This is a genomic window from Leucobacter faecis, assembly GCF_054456635.2.
The window spans coordinates 24,234-49,298 of record NZ_JBTJEP020000004.1 but is presented as its reverse complement, the minus strand read 5'-3'; the positions used below and the strand labels follow the sequence as shown (position 1 = coordinate 49,298).

The window sequence follows — 25,065 nt, the reverse complement described above, 5'->3', positions numbered from 1 at the left end:
GTTCCCCCTATCACTCGCTTCTCAGCCAGCGTACACAGCGCGCACAGCCCTCGCGCGCTAACCTGCGGCGTTGCGCAGCTTCGTCGCGACACTCGTCGCCGAAACCGCAAGGCCGGCTGCGCCGAGCACACACCACAGCGCCGCGATCAGACCGCCCAACTGTGACGCTGGGGTGTTGCCCTGTGTGAGCGGCACCTCAGCCACCATGGCGGCCGAGGTGAACGGGGTGAGCGAGGCCGCGTCGCTGCCGTCGGGCAGCACGATTGCACTCGTGCCGACCGTTGAAATGTTGACGAGCGCCCGGCCCGTCTCGACGGCGCGAAGCCGCGCGATCGCAAGCTGCTGCGCGCTCTCGTCGGTGCGCCCAAAGTCAGCGTTGTTGGTCTGCGCGAAGATCACCTCAGCGCCGTCATGCATCATCGCAACGGCCTGCTGGTCAAAGATAATGTCAAAACAGATCGCGAGGCCCGCCCGCACCGCGCCTGCCGCGGTATCGATGCTGAACGCCGCGGGCCGCTCGCCCGCCGAGTAGTCGAGCTGCACGAGGTCTACGAGCTCTGGCGCGAGCGCGCGAAAGAACTCGCGGTTGGGCATGTACTCGGCGAACGGCACCGGGTAGCGCTTGTCGTACCGCTGCTCAAGCGGCCCGTCTGCTTCCCACACGAGGGTGCTGTTGGTGTAGATCTCACCGGGGTCGCGCAGAATCGAGCCCACGACGATGGGTGCGTCAGCCCGCTTGGCTAGTTGCGCCACTCGTTGACTACCGAGCACGTTATCGCCGAGCGCAAACTCGGCGCTGTTCTCGGGCCAGACAATCACGTCGACCCGCTCATCTCGCGCTTCAAGCTCGTCAAGCAGCCGCTCGGTCGCTTCGATGTGGTCGGCGAGCACCGACCCCGATTCACGGTCATCGAAAATGGCCGACTTTGAGTTGCCCTGCACCGCAGCGACCCGCAGCTCTCCGTCACGTGCGGCGGGAGCCGGTGGCACGAAGGCGGCGAGCACAACGAGTGCGAGCGCGCCCGCACACCAGACGCCTGCGCGGCGGCGGGCGCGATCCGGCGCGAGAGCGCGCGCGTCACGCAGCCAGAACAGCGCGGCGCATGCGGCCGCGCACACGAACGCGACGAGACCCGTGAGCCCCGCGAATCCGAGCCACGAAACCGACTGCAGCAGCGGCCCGCTCGCCTGCGTGTGGGCGAGGCGTCCCCACGCAAAGCCGCCGTAGGGCACGAGACCCTGAAGCTGTTCGCGCGCAACCCACAGCCCCGCGACCGCGAGCGCTGGCCACGCGATGCCCGGCAGCTTGCGCGTCACGAACGAGGCGGCCGCCCCAAAGAGGCCGTACCAGGCGATCATCAGTGAGCTCAGGGCCAGCCAGGGCACCGGGCCGAGATAGAGCGTGAGCCACGAGATGTGCGGCAACCAGAACGCCGCCCCCGCGACCGCCCCAATACCGAGGGCGTCCCACGAGCGCTGGCGCCACAGCGCTGCAAGAATCAGGGTGACGGCCGGGAAAGCGGCCCACCACCAGGCGAGCCCCGGCGTCGCGGCGTCGAGCAGCAGCCCGCCCGCGAGCCCCGCGGGCCAGGCAAGCCACCAGCGCAGCGCGCCGCTGCTGCTCACGGCGCGGCTCACGGCGCCGGTCACGCGCCGCTCGAGGATTCGACGATGCCACGCCGGATCGACCGCTTCGCGGCCCGTGCCTGCGCACCAAGAGCGTGAAGCCTGTCGTAGTCCGCGCCCGTCGCGTTCTCGCAGGCCTGCGCAATCTGGTCGAGCAGGTCGATCGTCTGCTTCGCCCAGCGCACAAAATCGCCCGCGCCTATGCCCGCCGATTCGAGCAGCACTTCGATGGGCTGGCCGCTCGACCAACCGTGCATCGTCGCTGCGAGCCCGGTGTGCGGCATCTCGGTGCGCTGCAGCCGGTGGCGGTCTGCGAGGTCGTCGAGCCGCTCCCAAATCTCGAGTACCCGGTCGTAGGCGTGCGCGAACGGTGCGCCGCCCGGCAGCCTCGCTTCGCCCTCGTCGTCGCGGCGCGGCTCATAACTGAGCACGCAGCACATCGCCGCAAGGCCCGCCGTATCGAGACCGGCAAACGCGTCTTCGCGCAGCGCTTCGGCGACGAGCAGGTCACGGTCGCCGTAGATACGGCGCAGCAGCTGCCCCCACTCGGTGACCCGCGGATCTTGCGCCCGGCCCTCGAGGTAGCCGAGCTCGGTGAGCAGTGCGACCACACGGTCGAACGTGCGCGAGATAGTGCCCGTGCGGGCGGCGATCTGGCGCCTGCCGCGCTCAAGTTTGCGGCGCAGCTTGCGTGCGCGGTCTTCCCAACGCTTTTGATCGTTACCGTTTGCCCGTGCTGCGGCCGCGTCATAGCCGCTGAGGGAGTCCTGCATGGCACGCAGTTCGCGCGCCTCCCCCACAACAGCCCGGTCGGTCTGAAACTGCGCAAACGACAGCTCGAGCGTCTCGCGCACCTTCTCGGCGCTCATGCGCTCGAGCAGGTTCACCGCCATGTTGGGGGTGGGGCGAAAGCTCGAGCGCACCGGAAACGATCTAGCGCCGGCGAGGTGCGCGAGCTCATCGAGTTCGACCGCTTCGTGCCAGACCACCACCGCGTGCCCCTCGACGTCGATACCACGGCGGCCGGCGCGGCCAGTGAGCTGCGTGTACTCCCCCGAGGTGAGCGGCACGCGGCTTTCGCCGTTGAACTTGTCAAGCCGTTCGATGACGACCGCGCGCGCGGGCATGTTAATGCCGAGGGCGAGGGTTTCTGTCGCGAACACGAGCTTCACGAGGCGACGCTGAAACAGCTCTTCAACGACGGTCTTGAACGTGGGCAAGAGACCTGCGTGGTGGGCGGCGACACCGCGCTCGAGCCCCGCGAGCCACTCGCGCACACCAAGGACGCGGCGTTCTTCGTCACTCATATCGGCGACGGCTTCGCGGGCTCGGGCGCGAATCTCGGCGCGCTCCTCGCGGTTCGTCAGCGAGATCCCCTCAAACAGGCACTGGCGCACCGCCTGGTCGCAACCGTTGCGGCTAAACACGAACACGATCGCGGGCAGCAGGCTCGTCTCGTCGAGCGCGCGCGCGATGTCTGCGCGCGAAATGCGCCGCGTGCGGCGCACGGGGGGCCTACCCCGCGAGCGGTCGCCTCGGCCGCCGCGGCCGCGCCCGGCGCCCTCGAGCTGTCTCAGCTCGGGGTTAATTTTGCCTCGGGCGGCAATTTCACCGTCGCGGCCCACAAACAGGGGTGCCAGCTGCTTGCTCGTGAGCACGTGCTGGTAGAGCGGCACGGGCCGATGCTCTGACAGGATCACATCGGTGTCACCGCGCACCGCGTGCATCCAGTCGCCAAACTCCTCGGCGTTCGACACCGTCGCAGACAGCCCCACGAGGCGTACGTGGCGCGGCAGGTGCAAGATGATCTCCTCCCAGACCGCCCCGCGAAACCTGTCGCCCAGAAAGTGCACCTCGTCGAGCACCACAAAGTCAAGGTCTGCCAGCCGGCCCGTACGCTCGCCGCTGGCAGCGGCACCGCCTTGATCGCCGCTGAAGGCCTTGGCCGCATCTACACCGTCGGCGTAGATCATGTTGCGCAGCACCTCGGTCGTCATGACCACGATGGGGGCGTCGCCGCGCAGGTTGACGTCGCCCGTGAGCAGCCCCACCTCGTCTTCGCCGTACTGCGCGCACAGCTCGTGAAACTTCTGGTTCGACAGCGCCTTGATAGGGGCGGTGTAAATAATGCGGGCGTCTCTCTCGCGGCGCGCCAGAAACACCGCGAACTCTGCGATCGTCGTCTTGCCGGATCCGGTGGGGGCGGCCACGAGTACGCTGCGGCCCTCCTCCAAGCGCGCGCAGGCTTCACGCTGAAACGCGTCGAGACCGTAGGGCAGCCGACGTTCGAACTGTTCGAGTGCGGTTTGTGCGGGCGCGAGCGGCCCTGCTACCGGTGTGTCGCTCACGCTGTGCCCTCGGTTCGTGCGTCGTGTGCCTGCTCGTCGAGGTCGTACTCGGCGAGTTCCTTGGCCGCGCGCTTATCGGCCCGGCGATCATGCAGAATCGCGATACCCGCTGCGATGAAGTACAGCAGCACCATGGGGGCGGCCAGCAAGAACATGCTCATCAGGTCGGCGGCGGGCGTTGCGATGCCCGCGAACAAGATGATGCACAAGATAGCGACGCGCCAGCTCTTCAGAATCGACTGGCCTCGCAGCACTCCGATGAAGTTGAGCAACACGAGCAGCACGGGCATGACGAAGCCGATTCCTACGGCGAGAAGCAGTTTGATCGCAAAGTCTAGGTAGTTGCGCGCGTTCAAGAAGAACGCGTCTTGATCGGGCTGAAAGCTCGCCATGAGCCGCACGATGTTGGGCAGCACCATCCACCCTGCAAAGGCGCCGCCAAGAAACAGCGGCACGGCGGCGCCCAAGAAAGCGACGCCATACAGCTTCTCGCGTCGCGTCAGGCCCGGGGCCAAGAACGCCCAGACCTGGTATAGCCACACGGGCGACGCGATCAGGATCGCAATGAACAGCGAGATTTGCACCTTCGTGTCAAAGGCCCCGGTGATATCGCCGTAAGTGATCATTGCTTCGCGGCCCTGATCGCCAAGCTTCTCGATCGGCAGACGCAGCATGTCCCACACGAAGGGCGACAGCAGCCAGCCCGCCACGAGTGCCACCGCGATCGCGATCGCCGCGATCATGAGACGCTTACGCAGTTCAACAAGGTGCTGGCCGAGGCTCATGCGCCCCTCGGAATTGCGCCCCTGGCGCGCCTTAGTTGCCATTAGTTCAGTGTATCCCAGCGACCGGGGTGGCCACTGCAGGCTGCGCGATCATGCGTCGTATGCGGCGAGGGCGCGGCTGGCCCAATCGTGCACCGCCATACGAGCACGGGGCGGCGACTCGATCACGATGCGGCCCGGCGCGATGCGCATGAGCTGCAGCGGGAGCCCGCTGTGCCACGCGTCGATGGCCACCCGAAGCCTGCCCGCAGCGCTTTCTTCAATGACACGCGGGGCAAAGCTACTCAGGGCCGTAAGCGCCTCGCTTGGCACGGTGGCGATCAGCTCGTACGTGCCGGGAGAAGCGGTGCCTGGCGCGTTCGCTGGCGTCTGCCTTTGTGTAGTCTTCTCCCCTTCACCGGCGACACCCACCTCAGACATCTGCGCGACACGAAAGCTGCGCTCAGCCTGCCTCGTGAGGCAGAAGCCCCGCAGGTACCACGCATCGCCGTCTTGGTCGAGTGCAAGCGGCTTCACCACACGCTCTGAGACGTGGCCCGCTGCGTCGCGGTAACAAAAACGAAGCGTCGCTTCGTCGCGCAGCGCCTCAACGATGAGCGCCATGCGCGGATCTTGATGGTCTTGTTCGAGGGAGAGCGATGCGGCGGGCGTACCGAGAGCCTGAGCGAGCTTGTGCGAGAGCGTACGGGCACGTTCGGCGTCGGCCGCGGGCAGAACGGGTTCGAGCGCGTGCAGCCCCGCGATGAGCGCCGCGGTTTCTGCGGGTGCGAAGCGCGGCGCCTCGTCAACCGCGATCACGCGGGTGAGCCGCGCCTCGTCGCGCTCTTCGAGGGCGTCCCAGTCAATGTCAAAGAGGTCTTCGTGTTGATATCGCTCGGTGTCGCCCGGCACGCCCGCCGTGCCAAGAAACAGCATCAGCTCGCGCACCTCGGTCGGGGTGATCCCAAACCGCTTCGCGAGCTCTGCGACAGGCACAAAGTCGCGCTCACTCAGGTAACCGACGAGCGACAGCAGCATTACGACACGGTCAGCCGCTGTCGCGGCGGGCGGCGCAGTGGATTTCGTGTGTTTGCTGGGGCTCGCGGGCTTACCCGATCGTCTCGTGCTCACTCTGCGGCCCCTTTCTGGTGTGACGCGTCGCGTTGTGGCGTCGCCCCAGGCGTTCCAGCGTGCGCCGCGGTGATAGCGCGCAGTGCGTCAACAACGAGCGTGCGCAGCTCAGGGGGCGACACGACGGCAACGTCAGGCCCGTATTCGACCAGCTGAGCGGCAAGCAGGTGTGCATCAAGATACGGCACCTCGATCATTCGGTCGCGGGCTGGTTCAACAGGTTCGCCAGGTTCACCCGGTTCAAGCGCGCCATCGTCGCAGGTGCCGTCGCAGGTGCTGTCGCGGGCGCCCTGCAGGGCGCGGAGCCGGGCTTCGGCCACAGAGTCTGCCCGCACGCGCAACTGTGCCTGCTGCTTCGCGGCCAATTCGCCCAGCTCGGTGATCATGCGGGCCGTGATCTGGGTGCTCATCTCACGCAGGTGGGCACCGATCGCTGAACGCTCACGCCGCACCGGCCCCGAGATCCGGGCCAGCAAGAAGACCCGGGCGGCATCGCGCTCAATGTCCCAGCCGAGCAGGTGCCAGCGGCCGTGGGCGCGATGCAGCGCGAGCGGGGCGACGCGACGGGGGTGCGGGGCGTCGCGCCCCGGGTTCGTATAATCGAACGACACCGTACGCCCCGCATCGATTGCGCGCTGCAGGTCGCCAGCCCCCGGCTCGATCGGGCCCAGCTTGGGGGCGACGCCCAGGTGCCGCACATCGAGGCCTGCGCCCAGCGCCTCGAGTTTCACCACGGCGTGGCGCGAACCCTCGCTCATGCTGCCCTCGCTCCACGCGATCGCGGCGAGCCGCAGCAGGGTGAGCTCGTGCGCGTCGAATTGCAAACCGGCCGGAAACTGCAGCCTGTGCTTCGAAATGCGGTAGCGCGTGAGCTGGTTATTGCCTGGCTCGAGGGGCGAGTCGCGGGTCTCGACATGAATGCCGAGGGCGCGCAGTTGCTCCTTATCGCGCTCGAACTGCCGCTCGAGCGAGGCGTTTAACCCGCCAAACTCGTAGCGGTCGGCGTAACCGTGCACCGACCGCAGCAGGTCACGTTTGGTGACGCCAGAAGGGCTCACCACGAGCGCGAGCACGAGGCTAAATAGCCGTTGCTCGCTCGGCACCCGCTCGCGCGCCGACACTGTGGGGCCGCCTAGTTGACGCCGAGAATGTCGATGACGAGCACGCGGGGCGTGCCCTCTTCGAGGTTTTCGATGACGACGACCTGCGAGCCCACCTGCTGGCCGGTGAGAGCTGCGCGGTACGTGAAGCCAGACTGCGCGATCTGCTCTTCGTTGCCCAAGCCCATGAGGCCAGTCTCCCACGTGTTGGTACGTTCCTGGCCGTCCCAGCCAACCTCGAGCAGCTGCGCGATCACGTTGTTGTCTGCCGTGACCTCGGCGCCGGTGCCCGCGATGCGCACCGCCGACGTGGTGCCCTTGGGCGCCTCGCGCGGGGGCAGCACGACGCCCGGCCGACCCTCGTCGTTCGTAACGACAGCGGGGTAGCCGTTGGGCAGTCCCTGCGTCTTGCCCTGCACAGCGAGGGGGCTCACCGACTGCACGTCAACAATGCCGACGACGCTGCCCTGGCCGCTGCCGCCCAGCTGCGCCGAAAGCTGTGCGCCCTCGGCGGGACCCAGCGCGAGCACGGCGCGGTCGCCCGCGGCGAGGCAGCGCACCGACTCGCTCAGCGGGTTCGCCTGCGCTTCGTCCACGAGCAAAAACTCGGGCGAGGCGGCCGAACCAAATGCGGGGCTCTGGTAGATCTGCTCACCGGTCGCCGAATCAAAGAACGCCATGTTGACGCCCACGAGTGACTGCTCGCCCGCCACGACCGAGCGGTCGCTCGCCTCATCGATGACGGTGCGCTGCGACGTTTCGATGGTGATGTCACCCGGTACCTGCATCGCGGGTGCAGCGTCAAAACCACCGTCAACCGTCACATTGTCGCTCAGAGCGCCCGGTTGCATACCGGGGGTGCAGTCTGGCGCTGCCTGCTGCGCGCTACAACCGGTGATCCCGGCGATGAGCAGCGCAGACACTGCGGTGGCGGGAATGACTCGACGAAGCATGGGTACCTCTCGCAGAAACCTGTGGGAACTCGGCCATCCTATCGAACCGAGGCTGTGCAACATGACGGACTACTCGCCCGCGTCGGGATTCGTGGGCAGCGCCCCCCGCTCTTCGGCAAGCTTGACCGCTTCACGCGCCTTCTTGCGCAGAATCTTGTCGCTCTTCGACCACTGCCCGATGGCCTCGGGGGTCCAGGTGGCAGTTGCTTCTGCGCCGGGAGCGAGATCGGGCAGCCAGGTGCCCATATCTGCATCTGAGAACTCGGTCTTCGATGCGCGGCGCTTGAGCTGCGGCAGCTGTGTCCCCGGCGCGAGCCTGCGCGCGGTGATGAGAAAGCCCGTGTGCGCGACCATGCGATGGTCGGGTCGCACCGCGAGTCCTTCAACGTGCCATCCACGCACCATCGTCTCTGACGATTGTGGGTGGGTAAAGAGCCCGCTGCGCCGGATCTCTTCTGCCGTGCGCGACAACTGGGTGACCGTGGCGACATAGCAAATCAGCACACCGCCGGGCGCGAGGGCGTCGGCGGCGACGTCAACACACTCCCAGGGTGCGAGCATGTCGAGCACCACGCGGTCGATGCTGCCCGGCTCACACGAGCTCGGCAGAGTTTCTTGCAGGTCACCGACCGTCACCGACCAGTTCTTCGGCGCACCGCCCAAGAAGGCGGCTGCGTTGGCGCGCGCGACGTCGGCGAATTCTTCGCGGCGTTCGAACGAGAACAGGCGGCCCGTCTCACCGATGCCGCGCAGCAGGTGCAGTGAGAGTGCCCCCGACCCGACACCCGCCTCAACCACGCGGGCGCCAGGAAAAATGTCTGCGAGCGACAGAATCTGCGCAGCGTCCTTCGGGTATACGATCGCGGCGCCGCGCGGCATCGACATCACAAAGTCAGACAACAGCGGGCGCATCGCGAGGTATTCTTCGCCCGTGTTGTTGATGAGCACCGACGCGTCGGGCTTGCCCACGATCTCCTCGTGCTTAATCATGCCCTTGTGGCTGTGAAACTCGCCGCCGGGCACGAGCGTAATCGTGTTGAGCCTGCCCTTGGGGCCGGTCAGCTGCACGCGATCACCAAACCCGAGCGGGCCGCGCAGCGCGGGAATGCCCGCTGCCGCCTCGGGTGCTGCGGGCTTCTGGGCCGCCTCGGTGTTGGGGGTCTGGTCGCTCACGCGGTTTCTCCTGTCCCGGCGGGTGCGCCGGCGTTCAAAGGGTGGGTGTCGCGAACAGCGCGATAGCGCTGCGCAAGAGTGTGGGCAGAGTGGCCGTCGAGAGTGGGCCACACTTCGTGGGCGGGCGCGGCATCGAGCGCCAGCAGGTTGGGAATACCAATCGCAACGGCGCCCGAAGCGCGCGCCGAGGTGACGCCGGGCACCGAGTCTTCAAGCGCCACGCAGGCTTCAATGGGCACACCGAGTGCGCGAGCCCCCAGGTGGTAGGGCTCGGGGTGTGGTTTCTCGAACTTCACTTCGTCGCCCGCGATGACAGCTTCAAAGGTGCCCTCGGGCAGCAGCGCGATCACGGCGTCTGCGATGGGCCGCACCGACATGGTGACGAGCGCGCTGGGGATCCCCTGCTCACGTAGACTCGCCAGCAGCTCGACGGCTCCCGGGCGCCATTCGGGCTCGCTGGCTGCGAGGCCCGCGATGACACCGCGGGTCCACTCACCGATGATCTCGTCTTCGGTCATAGCGACGCCGAGCCCCTGAAACATGCGGGCGGCGGCGCGCAGCCCCGAACCGATGAGCTGGTTACGCACCTCTTCGGTCAGTTCAAGCCCAAAGCGGTCGAGCATCTCTACCTCGACATCGAGCCACAGCGGCTCGGAGTCGATCAGGGTGCCGTCCATGTCCCACAGCACCGCGGCGGGTGCGTCGTCAATGCTTGTCTTGATCATCCGCAACAGTCTACCGACCTCGGGCCGGTATCCTGGGTGCGGCCCCACACCCGATCGTGCGGGCTGCGACACCACCAAACTTCAGGAGCCTCGAGTGACAGATACCCTTCGCCCCACCCCGCGCGTGCTGCTCGCCGCATTTCAGGGCTGGGGTGATGCGGGAGAAGCCGCCACCGACACGCTGCAGCACCTAGCGGGGCTGCTCGGCGCCGAACCGCTGCACACCATTGGGGCTTCGGGATTCATTGACTTTCAGGCGCATCGCCCCAAGCTCACCCGGGCGCCTGGCGGGGCCAGGTCGCTCGAGTGGCCCGACACCCGCTTATTTGGGCCCGTCGCCCGCCCGGCTGACGACTGGCCCGTAGCGCAGCCGGCCGAACGGCCCGTCGACACAGCAGATGAGCCCACCGCGGAGCAGCCCGAGGAACCTGCCCAGAAACCCGCCGATGACGAGCGTGTGCGCCGCATTGACGGCTCACCGGTCACCGAGGTGTACCTGCTCGCCGGTTACGAGCCCGCCTACCACTGGCAGGATTTCGCCGAAGAAATCGTTGATTTGGTCGACACCTGGGCAATCGACACCGTGATTCTCATCGGGTCAATGTACGCAGAGGCGCCGCACTCGCGTCAGATCGCCACGACTATTACGTCTGAGAACGCCAAACTGCGCGAGGCAAGCGGCGCCGAGCTTAGCGGCTACGAGGGCCCCGTCGGCATTATGACGGTGATCGAGATGGCCCTCACTGCCGCAGACGTGCCGACGATGTCACTGTGGGCCCAGGTGCCCCACTACGTGCACTCGGCGCCCTCACCCAAGGCGACCCTCGCGCTGCTCGACAAGCTTGAAGAGCTGCTCGACGTTGTGATCCCCCGCGGCGAGCTGCTCGCCCAGTCCAACGACTGGGAGTCCCACATCAACCGCATCGCCGACGGTGACGAAGAAATGTCACAGTACATTCGCACGCTCGAACGCGCGCGCGACGAGGCGCTGGCCGCCGGCACCACGGGCGACGCCATCGCGCTCGAGTTCGAGAAGCTCTTGGGCGCGGTGCCCGGCGAGATCTTTCCCGGCGCCCCGCACCCCCGCGATGCCGCGGAGGGCCCCGATCCGGCTCGAGATCGGGGCCCCGATCCGGAGCAGGATCAGGGCCCCGAGGAGGCTGGGCCGCAGCCCTCGGGGCGCTAGAGCTCTACGCCCTCGGGGCGCTAGAGCTCGACGCCCAGCAGCGCGAGCACCGCGCTTCTGATGAGCGCGGGATCATCGACCCCGCGATCGAGCGCAGCATCGAGCGTCGCGAGCATCACGGTCGTGTCGAGGTCGTTCGCGAGGGCGGCACGCAGCTGCCCCAGCACCGTCGTAGCCTGCGCCGGATCGTCTCCCGTGCGCTCTAAGCCCGCGCGCCAGGCCTCGAGCCTGCGCGTGGCGGTGTCGAGGTCACTGTCGTGCCATTCCCACTCTGCACGGTAGTGGTGCGCGAGCAGCCCCAGGCGGATCGCGGACGGGCATGCGCCGCCGTCGAGCAGCTTCGACACGAAGACAAGGTTGCCGCGCGACTTTGACATCTTGTGGCCGTGGTACCCGACGAGGCCCGCGTGGCAGTAGGCGTGCGCGAGCGGCGTGCCCGACAGCGCGGTCGCGTGCGCGGCCGTGTACTCGTGGTGCGGAAAAATGAGGTCGCTACCGCCGCCCTGCACCGTGAACGCGCCGCCGAGCGCGCCCGTCGCGATGACCGAGCACTCAATGTGCCAGCCGGGGCGGCCTGCGCCCACCGGGCTCTCCCAGCTGGGTTCGCCCGCGCGTGCCGCGCGCCACAGCAGCGGGTCGAGGCCGCCGCGCTTACCCGGCCGCTGCGGGTCGCCGCCGCGCTCGGCACTCAGCTTGAGCATCTCGGCGTAGTCGTAGGGCGCCACATCACCCAGGCGCCACTGCGACTCGCGCTCGGCGGCGGCCGAGTCGAAGTACACGTCTTCGCTGCCCGCGTGGAGGGCGTCTGCGGTGGGTACGGTGTAGGCGAGACCGCGCTCTTGCAACTCGAATACGGCCTGCGCGATCTCGTCGATGTGTTCGGTGACCGCAATGTAGTGCTCGGGAGGAATCATGCCCATGCGGTGCATGTCAGAGCGGAATAGGCCGATCTGGTCGTCGGCGAGCTGGCGCCAATCGACGCCGGTGTCGTTCGCGCGCTCGAGCAGCGGGTCGTCGATGTCGGTGATGTTTTGCGCGTAGACGGTCTCGATGCCAGCGTCGCGCCAGGCGCGCTGCATGATGTCAAATGCGAGGTACGTGAAAGCGTGGCCGAGATGTGTCGCATCGTACGGTGTGATGCCGCACACGTAGAGCAGCGCACGCCCGTCGGCAATCGCGGGGTGTTCGAGCCGGCCGGTGGCCGTGTTGAACAGCTTGGGCACGGTGCCTACGCCGGGCAGCTCGGGAATCTCGGGCGGGGTCCAGGTTCTCACAGTGCGCCTCCAGCGGTTTGAGCGATAGCCGTGCCGCCCTCGGCGGTCAGCACGCCGGTGGCGAGCAGCACGATGATGACAATGCCGAGCAGCACGCGGTACACGACAAACGGCATGAAGCTGCGCTTCGAAATGTACTTCATGAACAGCCCGATCACGACGAGGGCGATGCCGAATGCGACAACCGTGGCGATAGCAGTGAGGCCCATGGGCGTCGTGTCGGTGGGCGACTTCAAGACCTTAAACAGCTGGTAGAAACCCGAGCCAAACACGGCCGGAATCGCAAGCAAGAACGAGTAGCGGGCGGCCGCCTCGCGCTTGTAACCCATGAGCAAGCCCGCGGTGATCGTGCCACCCGAACGCGAGACGCCAGGAATGAGGGCGAGCGCCTGCGCGAAGCCGTACGCCAGACCACGCTTCCACGTCAGATCCTTAATGTCGCGCTGCTTGCGACCAACACGGTCTGCGAGCCCCAGCAGCAGGCCGAACACGATGAGCGTGATCGCGGTAAACCAGAGCGAACGCAGGGTCGTCTCGATGTGGTCTTGAAACACGAGACCGAGCACAACGATGGGCACCGTACCCACGATGATCCACCAGCCCATCAGTGCGTCGGGGTCTTTGCGCGGTAGCTTGCCCGTGAGCGACTTGAACCAGGCACCGATGATGCGGGTAATGTCGCGCCAGAAGAACACCACGACGGCGGCCTCCGTGCCCAGCTGTGTGATCGCAGTGAACGCGGCGCCCGCGTCGCCAATGCCCATGAGTTCGCTCGCGACGCGCAGGTGCGCGCTCGACGAAACCGGCAAGAACTCGGTGAGCCCCTGAATGATGCCGAGGAGGATCGCCTCGAAGATTCCCATCGTGTCCTTTCAGCGCGCTGTGCACGCGTCGCCGCCTTCGTCCAGTGTGCGCAGGCGGCGTTTGGCTGGTGTTATGGCCGCGCACCAGACTAGCCCACCCGCGGCGGGCGCACACTGAACCGCGGGGTGTTCAGCAGGCCTGCGCCCGCGAGCTGCGCGACAAAATGCCTATGAGCTGCGCGACAAAATACCTAGTAGCTGCGCAGCAAATCGACGAGCACGTCGTGGCCAAAGTCGAGCGCGTCCAAGGGCACACGCTCGTCGACCCCGTGAAACATGCCGGGAAAGTCGAGGTCGGCGGGCAGCCTGAGCGGTGCGAAACCGTAACCCGTGATCCCGAGCCGCGAGAGCGACTTGTTATCGGTGCCGCCCGAGAGCAGGTAGGGCAACACGCGCGCTTCGGGGTCGTGCCGCTTGAGGCTCGCCGTCATCGCGTCGATCAGCTCGCCTTCAAAGGGCACCTCGAGTCCGACGTCGGAGTGCACGCGCTCGATCTCAATGTCGTCGCCCACAATCTGTTGTACGCGCTCGAGAATCGTGGCCTGCTCGCCCGGCAGCGACCGCACATCCACGAGCGCCTCGGCCGTGTCGGGAATCACATTGTGTTTGTACCCCGCGGTGAGCACCGTCGGGTTGCTCGTGTTGCGCAGGCTCGCCTGAATAAATCCACCGCCCTTACCCAGGCGCAGCACGAGTGTTTCGGGGTCGACGGTCTGCGGGTCTTCACCCAGAAGCTTCGCGAGCTCATCGATGAGGTCACGCGTTGTGTTGCACAGCGCGAGCGGCCACTCGTGTCGGCCGAGCGCAGCGATCGCCTCGGCGAGCCTGGTGACGGCGTTATCGTGCCACACGCGTGAACCGTGGGCGGCCGTACCGCGGGCCCGCAGCCTGATCCAGTCGAGCGCTTTCTCACCCGTCTGAATGAGGTAGGCGCGCTGCCCCTCAACGTCGATGGAGTAGCCGCCCACCTCGCTGATCGCGGTGCCAGCGCCTGCAAACAGCTCGGGGTGGTTGTCGACGAGGTAGCTTGACCCGTAGACCCCGCCCGCCTCTTCGTCTGCGAAGAACGCGAGGATCACGTCGCGGCGGGGCCTGTCGCCCGCCCGCAAAATCTCTGCCGTCGCGGTGAGGATCATGGCGTCCATGTCTTTCATGTCGACGGCGCCGCGCCCCCACAGCATCCCGTCTTTAATGACGCCCTCGAACGGGTCGACGCTCCACCCCTCGGGGTCTGCGGGTACGACGTCGAGGTGCCCGTGCAGCACAAGCGCTGGCAGCTCGGGCTGCGCGCCCGTAACACGTGCGACGACACTCGCGCGCCCCGGCGCCGACTCAAAGATCTGTGGCTCAAGGCCCAGGTTCTCGAGGTACGCGGCGACATACTCGGCCGCGGGCCTTTCGGGGTTCGCATCGCCCTCGCCGCGGTTGGAGGTGTCGATCCGGATCAAATCGCGCGCAATGCGCGCGGTCTCTGAGAGCTTCAGCGCGCTCGTGTCTTGGCTCATGCCTCCAGCGTAGCCGGATCCGTGCCTGTTTTTGCGGCAGCTGTGGCGCAGCACGACCCCATGAACCATAATTGACACGCGATTCAATTTTGTCGCGCTGTTTACGTCAGCGATAAGAAATGAGTGTCACCGATGACCACTGCCACTTCCACCCGCTCGTTTCCCCAGACCGGCCCCGAAGAGGTGCGGCTGCGCGTCGCGGGCGGCGTGGCAACGATCGAGCTTCGAGCGACCCAGCGCCGCAATTCGTTCACGACCCACTTCATGGACTGCCTACTTGAGGCCGTTGAAGCTGCGACGGGTGAGACGTCGGTGCGGGTGCTCATCGTCACCGGCGGCGATACCGTGTTTAGCGTGGGTGGCGACCTGCCCGAGTTTGCGGCGGGCGAGTTTGCCCCGGCCCACCTGAGCATCGAGGAGTCTGCCGCGGTGCTGAGACGGCACGCCCGCGTTTCGGAGCTGCTGCGCGGCAGCAGCCAGGTGTCCATCGCGGCCATCGCGGGCCCGTGCGCTGGGGCAGGGCTGTCGTTGGCCGCTGCCTGCGACCTGCGCGTCGCCGCGACTTCGGCCGTCTTTCGCACCGCCTTTCTTGACGCCGCGCTCGCGAGCGATTTTGGCGGGTTGTGGCTACTCACCGAGCTTCTGGGCGAGGCACGCGCGAAGTCCCTGTTTTTGCTCAACCCGAAAGTATCGGCCGAAGAAGCTCACGCGATAGGGCTGGTGTCACACGTGGTCTCCCCCGATGAGCTCGAGAGCCACACCGCAACGCTCGCAGCCTCACTGGCGTCGAAAGCACCGCTGGCGCTCGGCACGCTGAAACGCTTGACGATGCAGCGCGATCCCGATTTCTCGCGTGCCCTCGACCGCGAGTCACTCGCACAAAAGCGTTGCGCATATTCGGCCGATGCCCGGGAAGCGGCCGCCGCATTCGTCGAACGGCGCACACCTCGCTTCAGCGGCCGTTGAGCCGACGCGCGATCAAAAATAGTCGCGCCACGACGCGTGTTCTGCGCTACAATTTTTAATTGACCAACCAATCAGTTATGGGAGGTTGGACGCGTTCATCACTGATCAAGGAGGATCTATGACTTTCAATACGCGCTTCACCGAGACCTTTGGCATCGAGCACCCGATTGTGTGCGGCGGCATGACGGCCGTTGGCCGGGCTCCCCTCATCGCGGCCGTCGCAAATGCCGGTGCGCTGGGTTTTCTGTCTGCGCTCACGCAGCCCACACCAGAGGAGCTGACTCGCGAGATCGCGCGTACGCGTGACCTCACCGACAAGCCGTTCGGCGTGAACCTGACGATGCTACCGACGATCAACCCTGTCCCCTACGACGAGTACGCCGACGCGATCGTGCAGGCCGGAGTGCCGTTCGTCGAGACCGCTGGCAACAACCCCGAGCCTTTCCTCCCGGGGTTCAAGGCCGGCGGTGTCAAGGTGATCCACAAGGCAGTCACTGTGCGCCACGCACTCAAGGCACAGTCCATTGGCGTCGATGCCGTCTCAATTGACGGCTTTGAGTGCGCGGGTCACCCGGGCGAAGACGACATCGGCGGCCTCGTGCTGATCCCAGCGGCCGCCGACCAGCTGCACATTCCCATCATCGCGTCGGGCGGCATCGCCGATGCGCGCGGCCTCATCGCCGCACTCGCGCTCGGCGCCGACGCCGTCAACATGGGCACGCGTTTTGTGGCGACGGTAGAGTCTCCCGTGCACGAGAACATCAAGCAGCAGATCGTCGCAAACTCCGAGCGCTCGACCAACGTCGTGTTTCGTAAGTTCCGCAACTCGGCACGCGTGGCCAAGAACGCCGTCACCGACGAAATTATCGAGATTGAACAGCAAGATGGCACGACCTTCGCAGACATCGCGCACCTCGCTTCGGGAGCCCGGGGTCGCGAGCGCGCACTGCAAAACGGCGAGGTCGACGGCGGCGTCTGGTGGGCAGGCCAGACGCAGGGGCTCATCGGCGACGTGCCCACCACCGCCGAGCTGATAGAACGAATCGTACGCGAGGGCAGCGACATCGTACGCGACCGCCTGTCGTCGCTGCTTACCGTCTCGCAGCCGGCGTAGCGCAGCACCCAGCACACGCGAGGGGCGGTGCAGAGAATGTGTTCTCTGCACCGCCCCTCGCGTATTCTCGGCGCTAGTTGACCGGTGAGATTGGCGCACCCTGACTCGCGACGTGAGGCGTCCAGACATCGTGCGGCCAAAAGTGGGTGTTATCGGTCCTGATAACACCCACTTTTGGCCGCACGCCCACCCTCTCAACCGCAGACGCGGGCATGCGTTTCTCGCCCCGGGCGCGCGAGCACGGCGGAGTCCGAGGACCCCGCCGTGCTTACGTCCCATCCGCCGCTTCAAGTGCGGCGGATGCCCGGTGTCAGATCTGTGTCGACGATGTCGGCATAGAGAGCTACCGGGCGATGACTCATCGCGCGCTATCGCCGGTTTCTGGTACCAGGCGACTGTCTGCGGTCGCCCAGGTCATGAAGGCCTGCTCACCCTCGAGCGGTGCCTGGGTCGCGTGCGACAGCGGGAACCGGGCGACGATCGACTGACCCGACGCCGCGCGACCGTACACGACGACGTCGCTGCCCAGGTACACGCAGTTGTAGATCTTCACCGCAATCGAGTTGACACCGCCGCTCTCATACGCCACGCGCACGTGCTCGGGGCGCACCATCAGCAGGTCACCCGCACCCGCTGGGAGGTCAAACCGGTGCCCGTTCTCCTCCTCGAATCCACTACCTGCAGGCCGTCCCTTGAAGAGGTTCGACTCACCGATGAACTCGGCAACGTAGCGCGTTTGGGGGCTGTCATACAGTTCCTTCGGCGTACCGAGCTGCTCGATCCGGCCGTGCTTCAAGAGCGCGATGCGGTCTGACATTGTGAGCGCCTCGTGCTGATCGTGCGTCACGAAGATGAACGTGATGCCGAGCTCCTGGTGAATACGCCGAATCTCGAGCTGCATTTCTTCGCGCAGGAGCTTATCGAGCGCACCGAGCGGTTCGTCCATGAGTAGCACGCGCGGCTCAAACACGATTCCACGCGCGAGCGCGACGCGCTGCTGCTGGCCACCAGAAAGCTGATCGGGTTTGCGGTCGGCGAGGTGGCTCATCTGAATCATGCTGAGCACATCGTCGACACGCCGCTTCACCTCGTCCTTGGGGCGCCGCTGGCGGCGCAACCCAAACGCGACGTTCTCCCACACGTTCATGTGCGGAAACAGCGCGTAGTGCTGAAACACCATGCCGAGGCCCCGGCGGTGCGGCGGCTTGCGCGTAATGTCTTCGCCATCGACCTCGAGCCGGCCACCATCGGCCCGCGTGAAGCCAGACACAATATTCAGCAGCGTCGACTTACCCGAGCCGCTCGCGCCCAACAGGGTAATGAACTCACCAGCGTTAATATCGAGGCTCACACCGTCGAGCACCGTGAGGTTGCCGTAGGTCTTGCGCACATCAGACACCCGGATCGCGGCGCCGGTGTGCTGGTCAAGGGTTGAAATCTGTTCGGTGTACGTGAGTTGGCTCGTCATGCCAGATCCTCCTGGAGTGAAAAATTGCGCTTGTTACGTCGTCGCTCCCCGGCGCTCGAGAACAACTTGATGACTCCCTGGCCCGCGAACACCGCAAGAATCACCACGAGAGAGATGGTCGAGATGGCGGCGATCGTTGGATCGATCTGCACGCGAATGCCCGACCACATTTTGACGGGCAGCGTGGTCACATCGGGGCCCGAAAGGAAGATAGCGACCACGACCTCGTCCCAGCTTGTAATGAACGCGAAAAGCGCGCCCGCGAGCATGCCCGGAAGAATGAGCGGCAGTGTGATGCGAAAGAACGTGCCGATGGGGCTCGCTCCCAGGTTCATCGCGGCCATCTCTAGACGTCGGTCAACGCTGCTGAGCGAGGCCACCACGTTAATGAGCACGTAGGGCACTCCCAGTGCGGTGTGCACGAGCACGAAGCCAAGCGTGGTTTGTGTGAGCCCCAGCCCCAAAAAGGTGATGTACACGGCCAGACCGACGATCACAAACGGTACGATCATCGGCGCGAGCAACACGGCCATAATGGCGCCACGAAACGGAAACTGACCGCGCACGAGTGCGAGTGCTGCGAGTGTGCCCAGCACGACCGACAGCAGAGCCGACAGCAGACCGATCACGAGGCTATTGCCGAGCGAGCTCATCCATGCCGCGTCAGTGAAGAAGTTTTCGTACCACTGCGTCGTAAAGCCCTCTGGTGGAAATGACAGGTACGGGCTCTCAGACCACGACATGGGAATGATGACGAGCACGGGCATCAACAGGTAAATCGCAATACCGACCGCCAGCAGCCCCAGAAAGGCGCGAGTAATTACTTTCGTGATCATGATCGCCTCATCAATGCTTTCTCAAAGTTCAAGAACTTGCCCGCCAACCCCAACAACAGCAGCGTGATCGCGAGCAGCATCGTTGCAAGGGCCGCAGCAAAGCCGTACCTCAGCACAGCCGACACCTGCTGCACAATGAGCTCACCGATCATCGTGTTCTTGGGCCCACCGAGGAGTGCGGGGGTGATGTAGTAGCCGAGCGCTTGGATGAACGTGAGCAGTAATCCCGCGGCGACGCCAGGCACGCTCAGTGGTACAAAGATGCGCCAGAACGCCCCCGCGGGCCGGGCTCCCAGGTTTTGGGCCGCCAGTCCCAATCGTTTGTCGATGCCAGACATCGTGGCGTACATGGGCAGCACCGCAAAGGGTAGCGACACCTGCACCATGCCAAAGATCACGCCCGAGAAGGTACGCAGCATCGTGATCGGCTCATCAATCGCGCCCACTTCGGTGAGCATCGTGTTAATCACGCCCGTGTCGCGCAGCAGCACGATCAGCGCAAAGCTGCGCACCAGCACGCTCGTCCAGAACGGAATCAGCATGATGACCATCATGAGCGTGCGCCAAAACGGTGACACGAGCGTCATGAGGTACGCGTATGGGTACGCCAGCAGCAGCGTCACGAGCGTCACGAGCGTGGCCACGTAGAAGGTGTTGAAAATCACCTTCATGTAGAGCGGCTCGGCAAACACGGCGCGATAGTTTTCAAGGCCCAGCTCGGGGTCGGTAAAACTCTTCACGAGCATTGCCACGAGCGGAATCAAGAACACCACTACGAGAAAGATGAGCAGCGGCAGAACGAGCGCGCCCCACCCATCTATCGCAAAGTATCGGCGCAGCTTTGACTTGGGGGCGGCGGGGCCGGGAGCCGCGGCCCCGGCGGCGGCTCCCGATTCTTCGGTCTCGACCGAGACGCTGCCAGCGGTGACTGTGCTACTCACTCTGACATCCAAACGTTCATGCGCTCGGTGACGTCGGGATAGTTCTCGGCCCAGTATCCGTAATCGATCGTGGCCGACATCTTCGCGCTGTTGTCTGCGCTGTTTGCTAGCTCCTTCTGTTCGTCAGCGCTCAGCTGCTCAAGCGCTGCGGGTGTGACGGGACCGTAGCCCGTCTGACGCGAGTACGAGGCCTGTGCCTCGGGGTTCGAAAGCACCCAGACCATCCAGTCTTCGGCGAGGTCTTTGTTCGGGTAGCCGGCGGGGATCACGATCTGCTCGTAGGTGCCCAGCGCGTCGGCGTACTCGTTAGCGACCGGTTCGCCCTCGCTCTGCGCCTTAAAGATGCGGCCGTTCCACGCCTGCACGAGCGGCGCTTCGCCGCTCGCTACCAGCTGGGTCTGCTGGTCACCCGTGTCGTACCACACGATGTGATCCTTGATCGTGTCGAGCTTCGCAAATGCGCGGTCGAGATCGAGCGGGTAGAGATCTGCCGGGGCCACCCCGTCTGCGAGCAGGGCCGCTTCGAAAATGCCCCCCGTCGCGTACTTCCAGAACCCGCGCTTGCCCGGAAACTTCTCAACGTCAAAGAACTCTGCCCAGCTGGTCGGGTGGGCATCGGGGAATTTATCGGTGTTGTACCCGATCGTGAAGCCATACATCAGGATCGGAATACCGCAGTCGCTCATATACTGCGGGTCAACGCCGTTGTCTTTGGCCGCCTGCTTCACATCGTCGCTGAGCTTTTCGATCGTTCCATCAGCACAGGCCGTGTCGGTGAAGTTCGGCTCCACCTCGACCGTGCCCCAGGTGACCTTGCCAGCCTTCACCATGGCGTCAAGCTTGGCGTAGTCGGTGGGCTGATCCTCCTTCATCGTCACTCCAGCCTCTTCGGCCCAGGGCTTATAGAAGGACTCGAGCGCGACGCGCTGCGTCTCACCTCCCCAGTCCACCATGGTGAGGGTTTTATCGGAGTCACCCTCAGCGCCCCCGGCACACCCCGAAAGCACAAGCGCCGCGCTGGTAAGCCCCACGGCAGCTACGACAAGTTTCTTATTCATGAACGTCCTCCTTGACGTCACTTCATTAACTGAGTAGCCAGTCAATACTGACCACTATGTCAGGCACATCCCGTATTGGCAACAGTGACTTGCTACAGCGACATCCAAACGTTCATGCGCTCGTTGACCTCTGCGTAGTGTTCTGCCCAGTAGCCGTAATCAATGAGGGCCGACATCTTCTTACTGTTCTCAGCACTGTTCGACATTTCGGCCTGCTCAGCCTCGCTCAGCAGGTCAAACGTGGCCGGCGACACCGGGCCATAGCTGCTGCGCTTGGAGTACTCGGCCTGTGCCTCCGGATGCGAGAGCACCCAGACCATCCACTCCTCGGCGAGCTCGGTCTCTGCGTAGCCCCGAGGAATAACCATCTGCTCGTAGGTGCCCAGGTTCTCGCCGTACTCATTGGCCACGGGCTGCCCCGATTGCTGAGCCTGAAAGATGCGTCCGTTCCAGGCTTGCACGAGCGGGGCCTCACCGCTGGCCACCAACTGGGTCTGCTGGTCGCCCGTGTCGTACCACACGATGTCGTCCTTGATCGTGTCGAGCTTGGCAAACGCGCGGTCGAGGTCGAGCGGATACAGGTCGCCAGGCTCCACCCCGTCAGCGATCAGCGCCGCCTCAAAGATGCCCCCGGTCGGGTACTTCCAGAATCCCCGTTTACCGGCAAACTTGTCGGTGTCAAAGAACTCAGCCCAGGTCTCAGGGTGCCCATCAGCGAACGTGTCTGTGTTGTAGCCGATGGTGAAGGCATACTCGAGAATGGGAATCGCGCACTCCCCCATTTGAGCCGGGTCGACATCGTTGTCGATGGCAGCCTGCTTAACACTGTCACTGAGCTTCGTGAGTTTGCCCGCCGCGCACGCTGTCTCGGCGTAGTTGGGTTCCACTTCAACGATCCCCCAGCTCACCTTGCCCGCATCAACCATGGCGTCGAGCTTGGCGTAGTCGGTCGGCTGATCCTCTGCGAGCGCGATGCCCCGCTCGGCCGCAAACGGCTCAAACAGCGTCTCGGCACTGATCTGTTGCGAGACCCCGCCCCACTCAACGTGGGTGAGCGTCTGCTCGTCGGTGCCGCCAGCCGATGCCCCGCCGCCGCACCCGGTGAGTGCAAGGGCAAGCACGCCTGCACCCGAGACCATCAACACTGTGTTCTTCTTCACTTTCGTCCTCCTTGACGCATCGTGAATACCGCATGTACAGGATGTACTACATAAAAAGCCGCATGGGCACGTGCACGAGGGCAACCCCCTCGTAGGCGAGAGCCTCGTTCACCCGCGCTTCAAGCTCGTGGGCACTCGCCACGGCGAAGCCGCGCCCGCCGTAGGCGTCGGCAAGCAAGGGCCAGTTCGGCTGGGTCAGCCGCACGGCGATGGGTGGCATGTCCCGGTCCACCTCGTTTTGCTCGATTTCACCGTACCCACCGTTGTCGACACACACGACCGTGAGGTTGAGTCCCTGCTCAGAAGCGGTCTGCAACTCTGACACCGAGAACATCAGCGCACCATCACCGGTCACGCACACGACCGGCCGCTCCGGGCTTGCAAGCTTTGCGCCGATCGCCGCGGGAAGACCGTAGCCCAGCGTGGCATAGGTGGTCATATTGATGCTCTCGGCGGGGCCCGTCACGCGAAAGTGGCTCGCCATGCCGGCGTAGCAAATCTGCGACGAGTCCCCCGTGATGATCGTGCCCGGGGGCAGCGCAGCTGCGATCCGGCGCGAAACCTCGCCGATACCGGCGCCGTAGCGATCGGCCTCCGCGAGGCACTCTTTGCGCACCTGCGTAAGATCCCGCCACGGCACGCGCGCCTCGCGCGCAATGCTGGCGACGCCCGCCTCAAGCGCGGGCAGCGCGTCGCCCGCATCGCCCACTAGCAGGAGATCTGCCTGCAGGTTCACGCGCGCTTGAGCGGCATCAATGTCGATCCGGATCACGCTGCCCCCGGGCTGAAGCTCGCCCGCGGCAAACTCTCCCTCGGCCAGCTTCGTGCCCACCACCAGCAGCACATCGGCTTCATTGAGCAGCGACACCGCGGTCCCCAGCCGGAGGTCTGCGCCGATGGACAGGGCGTGCGACTCCGCAAGCACCCCCTTGCCGTTGGAGCTCGTGACCACGGGCGCTCCGAGCATCTCAGCGAGGCGTGCAAGCGACTCGCGGCCGCGCCGCGCGCCAGCCCCCGCGATAATGGCGGGGCGCTTCGCACTGCCGAGAAGCTCCGCCGCCTGCTGCAGATCAGCCTGCTGCAGGCCACCATGCACAGTCTCGGGCGTGACCGCGCGCGGCAGCAAGAGGCTTTCGTCAACATCAACGGCCTCCTCGAGCAGGTCGAGTGGCACCTCGATGTATGTGGGGCGCGGCCTGCCGGTTTGTGCGCGCGCGAAGGCCTCGTGCACCGCCTCAACAGCCTCGTGGACCGTGCTCACGCGCACCGCATGGTCGACAATCGCGGCGGCGGCGGCAAGCTGGTTCTTTGTCTCGTGCAGCATGCCGCTCGTGCTGCCCTCTCGCCCCCTGGGCACGCCGGGCGCCAAGATGAGCATGGGACGAGACTCACAATACGCGGTGCCGGCGGCCGAAAGCGCGTTGAGGAGGCCGGGCCCTGACGTGGTGAGAATGACCCCGGGCAGCCCGGTGCGCTGCGCCCAGGCATCAGCGGCGTATCCGGCGCCCTGCTCATGGCGCGAAGTCACGGCACGCATGCCGAGGCTCTCGACGGGACGGTAAAACTCAAGATTGTGCGTGCCCGGAATACCGAAGACCGTGTCGACACCGTAGCCGCGCACCGTGCGCATAATCGCCAGGCCAGTGTTGTGGGGATCGATAGTCATAGTGTTGCATTCCTTTCGTTTGCTTCCATGCGCGCTAGCCGCTCGTGCGACAGCTTGAGGGCAGCCTCCCTGGGCGTCACGCCGTCGCGGTCGGCAGCCCGCAGCACCTCGCTTGTGAGCTCGCCCAGGCGTGTATCGAGCATGGCTCGTGAGGACTCCCAGGTGCCGTCGATATCACCAAACAGCAGCCACCACCACCAGGCATTGGTGCCAGAATTGGCCACAAAGTCGGGGATCACCTCAACGTCGCGCGCGGCCAGGCAGGCCTCTGCCTCGGGGGTCACGGGCAGGTTGGCGGCTTCTACGATGATGCTCGCACGCACCTCGTCGCAGTTCTCCGCCGTCACGCAGCCCGAGATGGCCGCGGGCACCAGCAGATCGCATTCGACGCGCAGCCACTCAGCCCCAGGCAGCTCAGCGGCTCCGTCGGGTAGCCGCGTGCGATCGACAGAACCGAACTGGTCGCGGGCGGCGAGGAGCGCTTCGACGTCGAGCCCGTTCTGATCCACGATCACGCCGCCCGCGTCGACGACGCCTACAACCCGCACACCCGCACGGGCCAAGAATCGCGCCGTAGCGCCGCCCATTGACCCCAGGCCCTGTACCACCGCGCGCACCCGCTCCGGGGCGAGACCCCGCGCTTCAAGGGCGGTGAGTGCAGCGACGGTGACACCGTATCCGCCGACCATCTCGTCTTGTGAAATACCATCGACGTGCACGGCAAAGGCGCGTGCCATGCGCGTGTCGGCCACTGCGGCTTGGTCGCCCAGCAGCGCGCGCACGGGCGCCACGGAGCTGCCCCAGCCTCGGCGCTCAAAGATCTCGTCGATGTCGAGCTGGCGCACGCCCAGGTCTTCGCCCACGGCCCAGTAGCTGCGCAGGATCGGTGTCAAGCTGTCAAGAAACCGTTCGAGCACCCCCGTTGCGGCCGGGTCTCGCGGATCAAAGTTGATGCCGCCCTTCGCGCCTCCCACCGGCACGTAGGCCATGCCCTCGCGCAGGTGCACTGATTCTTTCTTCGTCATCGCCTGCGCCAGGCCTCGCACTTCGTCGAGCGTGCACCCCGCCCGCATGCGAAGCCCCCCGCTCGACACCCCGCGCAGGAGGCGGTCAATGACGACGTAGCCCACCGCGCTCGTTTCATGGTCTTGCCAGGTGATCTCCATAAAGGACGGGCGAGATTTCACGGTCGCTTGCTGCATTCGATA

21 protein-coding genes are annotated in these 25,065 nt (G+C 65.5%); 3 read left to right on the top strand and 18 right to left on the bottom strand.

Going from position 1 to position 25,065, the window contains the following annotated elements:
* Positions 1-57: 57 nt before the first annotated feature.
* The 8 genes from lnt to ACXR2T_RS04495 all read right to left on the bottom strand — a co-directional run bounded on the left by lnt (position 58) and on the right by ACXR2T_RS04495 (position 9,820).
* Positions 58-1,650, bottom strand: a complete 1,593-nt coding sequence (lnt, locus tag ACXR2T_RS04530; RefSeq protein WP_458837727.1) for an apolipoprotein N-acyltransferase — start codon at positions 1,648-1,650, stop codon at positions 58-60.
* Positions 1,647-3,974: a DEAD/DEAH box helicase gene (locus ACXR2T_RS04525; RefSeq protein WP_458837726.1), complete on the bottom strand. Its 2,328-nt coding sequence runs from the start codon at positions 3,972-3,974 to the stop codon at positions 1,647-1,649. The genes lnt and ACXR2T_RS04525 overlap by 4 nt, the downstream gene beginning before the upstream one ends.
* Positions 3,971-4,801 carry a twin-arginine translocase subunit TatC gene (gene tatC / locus ACXR2T_RS04520; protein WP_458812364.1) on the bottom strand — a complete coding sequence of 277 codons (831 nt, stop codon included), beginning with the start codon at positions 4,799-4,801 and terminating at the stop codon, positions 3,971-3,973. Before tatC ends, ACXR2T_RS04525 begins: the two co-directional genes overlap by 4 nt.
* Positions 4,802-4,849: 48 nt before the next feature.
* The gene (locus ACXR2T_RS04515) at positions 4,850-5,869 is read right to left on the bottom strand and encodes a helix-turn-helix transcriptional regulator (protein ID WP_458837724.1); all 1,020 of its coding nucleotides are present in this window, start codon (positions 5,867-5,869) and stop codon (positions 4,850-4,852) included.
* The gene (locus tag ACXR2T_RS04510; RefSeq protein WP_458837722.1) at positions 5,866-6,990 is read right to left on the bottom strand and encodes a helix-turn-helix transcriptional regulator; all 1,125 of its coding nucleotides are present in this window, start codon (positions 6,988-6,990) and stop codon (positions 5,866-5,868) included. Before ACXR2T_RS04510 ends, ACXR2T_RS04515 begins: the two co-directional genes overlap by 4 nt.
* Positions 6,991-7,001: 11 nt before the next feature.
* Positions 7,002-7,922: a peptidylprolyl isomerase gene (locus ACXR2T_RS04505; protein WP_458837720.1), complete on the bottom strand. Its 921-nt coding sequence runs from the start codon at positions 7,920-7,922 to the stop codon at positions 7,002-7,004.
* A 69-nt stretch (positions 7,923-7,991) separates the two neighbouring features.
* A complete protein-coding gene (locus ACXR2T_RS04500; RefSeq protein WP_458837804.1) occupies positions 7,992-9,029 on the bottom strand; it encodes a tRNA (adenine-N1)-methyltransferase in 1,038 nt (345 codons plus the stop codon).
* A gap of 62 nt (positions 9,030-9,091) precedes the next feature.
* Positions 9,092-9,820 carry an HAD family hydrolase gene (locus ACXR2T_RS04495; protein WP_458837718.1) on the bottom strand — a complete coding sequence of 243 codons (729 nt, stop codon included), beginning with the start codon at positions 9,818-9,820 and terminating at the stop codon, positions 9,092-9,094.
* Between the two features lie 94 nt (positions 9,821-9,914).
* On the opposite strand from ACXR2T_RS04495, the gene ACXR2T_RS04490 reads away from it, so the two are divergent.
* Entirely contained in the window at positions 9,915-11,006 is a 1,092-nt protein-coding gene (locus ACXR2T_RS04490) for a PAC2 family protein (protein WP_458837716.1), read from the top strand.
* Positions 11,007-11,026: 20 nt separating this feature from the next.
* Here ACXR2T_RS04490 and mshC read toward each other — a convergent pair whose 3' ends face one another.
* The 3 genes from mshC to ACXR2T_RS04475 all read right to left on the bottom strand — a co-directional run bounded on the left by mshC (position 11,027) and on the right by ACXR2T_RS04475 (position 14,648).
* Positions 11,027-12,280, bottom strand: a complete 1,254-nt coding sequence (gene mshC, locus ACXR2T_RS04485) for a cysteine--1-D-myo-inosityl 2-amino-2-deoxy-alpha-D-glucopyranoside ligase (RefSeq protein WP_458837714.1) — start codon at positions 12,278-12,280, stop codon at positions 11,027-11,029.
* Complete coding sequence (locus tag ACXR2T_RS04480; protein WP_458812343.1) at positions 12,277-13,143, bottom strand: undecaprenyl-diphosphate phosphatase; 867 nt, start codon at positions 13,141-13,143, stop codon at positions 12,277-12,279. Before ACXR2T_RS04480 ends, mshC begins: the two co-directional genes overlap by 4 nt.
* A 191-nt stretch (positions 13,144-13,334) precedes the next feature.
* A complete protein-coding gene (locus ACXR2T_RS04475; RefSeq protein WP_458837712.1) occupies positions 13,335-14,648 on the bottom strand; it encodes a M20/M25/M40 family metallo-hydrolase in 1,314 nt (437 codons plus the stop codon).
* Positions 14,649-14,780: 132 nt separating this feature from the next.
* On the opposite strand from ACXR2T_RS04475, the gene ACXR2T_RS04470 reads away from it, so the two are divergent.
* Positions 14,781-15,614: an enoyl-CoA hydratase/isomerase family protein gene (locus ACXR2T_RS04470; protein ID WP_458837710.1), complete on the top strand. Its 834-nt coding sequence runs from the start codon at positions 14,781-14,783 to the stop codon at positions 15,612-15,614.
* Positions 15,615-15,732: 118 nt separating this feature from the next.
* The gene (locus tag ACXR2T_RS04465; protein ID WP_458812334.1) at positions 15,733-16,728 is read left to right on the top strand and encodes an NAD(P)H-dependent flavin oxidoreductase; all 996 of its coding nucleotides are present in this window, start codon (positions 15,733-15,735) and stop codon (positions 16,726-16,728) included.
* Positions 16,729-17,086: 358 nt separating this feature from the next.
* On the opposite strand, the gene ACXR2T_RS04460 is transcribed toward ACXR2T_RS04465, so the two are convergent.
* The 7 genes from ACXR2T_RS04460 to ACXR2T_RS04430 all read right to left on the bottom strand — a co-directional run bounded on the left by ACXR2T_RS04460 (position 17,087) and on the right by ACXR2T_RS04430 (position 25,059).
* Complete coding sequence (locus ACXR2T_RS04460; RefSeq protein WP_458812331.1) at positions 17,087-18,196, bottom strand: ABC transporter ATP-binding protein; 1,110 nt, start codon at positions 18,194-18,196, stop codon at positions 17,087-17,089.
* Positions 18,193-19,032, bottom strand: coding sequence for an ABC transporter permease (locus tag ACXR2T_RS04455; protein WP_458812328.1), 840 nt, complete (start codon positions 19,030-19,032; stop codon positions 18,193-18,195). Before ACXR2T_RS04455 ends, ACXR2T_RS04460 begins: the two co-directional genes overlap by 4 nt.
* The gene (locus tag ACXR2T_RS04450; protein WP_458812325.1) at positions 19,029-19,973 is read right to left on the bottom strand and encodes an ABC transporter permease; all 945 of its coding nucleotides are present in this window, start codon (positions 19,971-19,973) and stop codon (positions 19,029-19,031) included. Before ACXR2T_RS04450 ends, ACXR2T_RS04455 begins: the two co-directional genes overlap by 4 nt.
* On the bottom strand, positions 19,970-21,031 hold the full coding sequence (locus ACXR2T_RS04445; protein ID WP_458812322.1) for an ABC transporter substrate-binding protein: 1,062 nt from the start codon (positions 21,029-21,031) through the stop codon (positions 19,970-19,972). Before ACXR2T_RS04445 ends, ACXR2T_RS04450 begins: the two co-directional genes overlap by 4 nt.
* A 92-nt stretch (positions 21,032-21,123) precedes the next feature.
* Positions 21,124-22,191 (bottom strand): ABC transporter substrate-binding protein, encoded by a 1,068-nt coding sequence (locus ACXR2T_RS04440; RefSeq protein ID WP_458837708.1) that lies wholly within the window; start codon positions 22,189-22,191, stop codon positions 21,124-21,126.
* A gap of 46 nt (positions 22,192-22,237) precedes the next feature.
* Complete coding sequence (locus ACXR2T_RS04435) at positions 22,238-23,857, bottom strand: thiamine pyrophosphate-binding protein (protein ID WP_458837706.1); 1,620 nt, start codon at positions 23,855-23,857, stop codon at positions 22,238-22,240.
* Positions 23,854-25,059 (bottom strand): Glu/Leu/Phe/Val dehydrogenase dimerization domain-containing protein, encoded by a 1,206-nt coding sequence (locus ACXR2T_RS04430; protein WP_458837704.1) that lies wholly within the window; start codon positions 25,057-25,059, stop codon positions 23,854-23,856. The genes ACXR2T_RS04435 and ACXR2T_RS04430 overlap by 4 nt, the downstream gene beginning before the upstream one ends.
* Between the last annotated feature and the right edge of the window lie 6 nt (positions 25,060-25,065).

Excerpts from the sequence above, each read along its gene's own strand:
- ACXR2T_RS04430 (WP_458837704.1), bottom strand. The coding sequence starts at position 25,059 with ATGCAGCAAGCGACCGTGAAATCTCGCCCGTCCTTTATGGAGATCACC.
- ACXR2T_RS04445 (WP_458812322.1), bottom strand. The coding sequence starts at position 21,031 with ATGAATAAGAAACTTGTCGTAGCTGCCGTGGGGCTTACCAGCGCGGCG.
- ACXR2T_RS04465 (WP_458812334.1), top strand. The coding sequence starts at position 15,733 with ATGACTTTCAATACGCGCTTCACCGAGACCTTTGGCATCGAGCACCCG.
- tatC (WP_458812364.1), bottom strand. The coding sequence starts at position 4,801 with ATGGCAACTAAGGCGCGCCAGGGGCGCAATTCCGAGGGGCGCATGAGC.
- ACXR2T_RS04480 (WP_458812343.1), bottom strand. The coding sequence starts at position 13,143 with ATGGGAATCTTCGAGGCGATCCTCCTCGGCATCATTCAGGGGCTCACC.
- ACXR2T_RS04495 (WP_458837718.1), bottom strand. The coding sequence starts at position 9,820 with ATGATCAAGACAAGCATTGACGACGCACCCGCCGCGGTGCTGTGGGAC.
- ACXR2T_RS04475 (WP_458837712.1), bottom strand. The coding sequence starts at position 14,648 with ATGAGCCAAGACACGAGCGCGCTGAAGCTCTCAGAGACCGCGCGCATT.
- ACXR2T_RS04505 (WP_458837720.1), bottom strand. The coding sequence starts at position 7,922 with ATGCTTCGTCGAGTCATTCCCGCCACCGCAGTGTCTGCGCTGCTCATC.
- ACXR2T_RS04455 (WP_458812328.1), bottom strand. The coding sequence starts at position 19,032 with ATGATCACGAAAGTAATTACTCGCGCCTTTCTGGGGCTGCTGGCGGTC.
- ACXR2T_RS04470 (WP_458837710.1), top strand. The coding sequence starts at position 14,781 with ATGACCACTGCCACTTCCACCCGCTCGTTTCCCCAGACCGGCCCCGAA.
- ACXR2T_RS04460 (WP_458812331.1), bottom strand. The coding sequence starts at position 18,196 with ATGACGAGCCAACTCACGTACACCGAACAGATTTCAACCCTTGACCAG.
- ACXR2T_RS04435 (WP_458837706.1), bottom strand. The coding sequence starts at position 23,857 with ATGACTATCGATCCCCACAACACTGGCCTGGCGATTATGCGCACGGTG.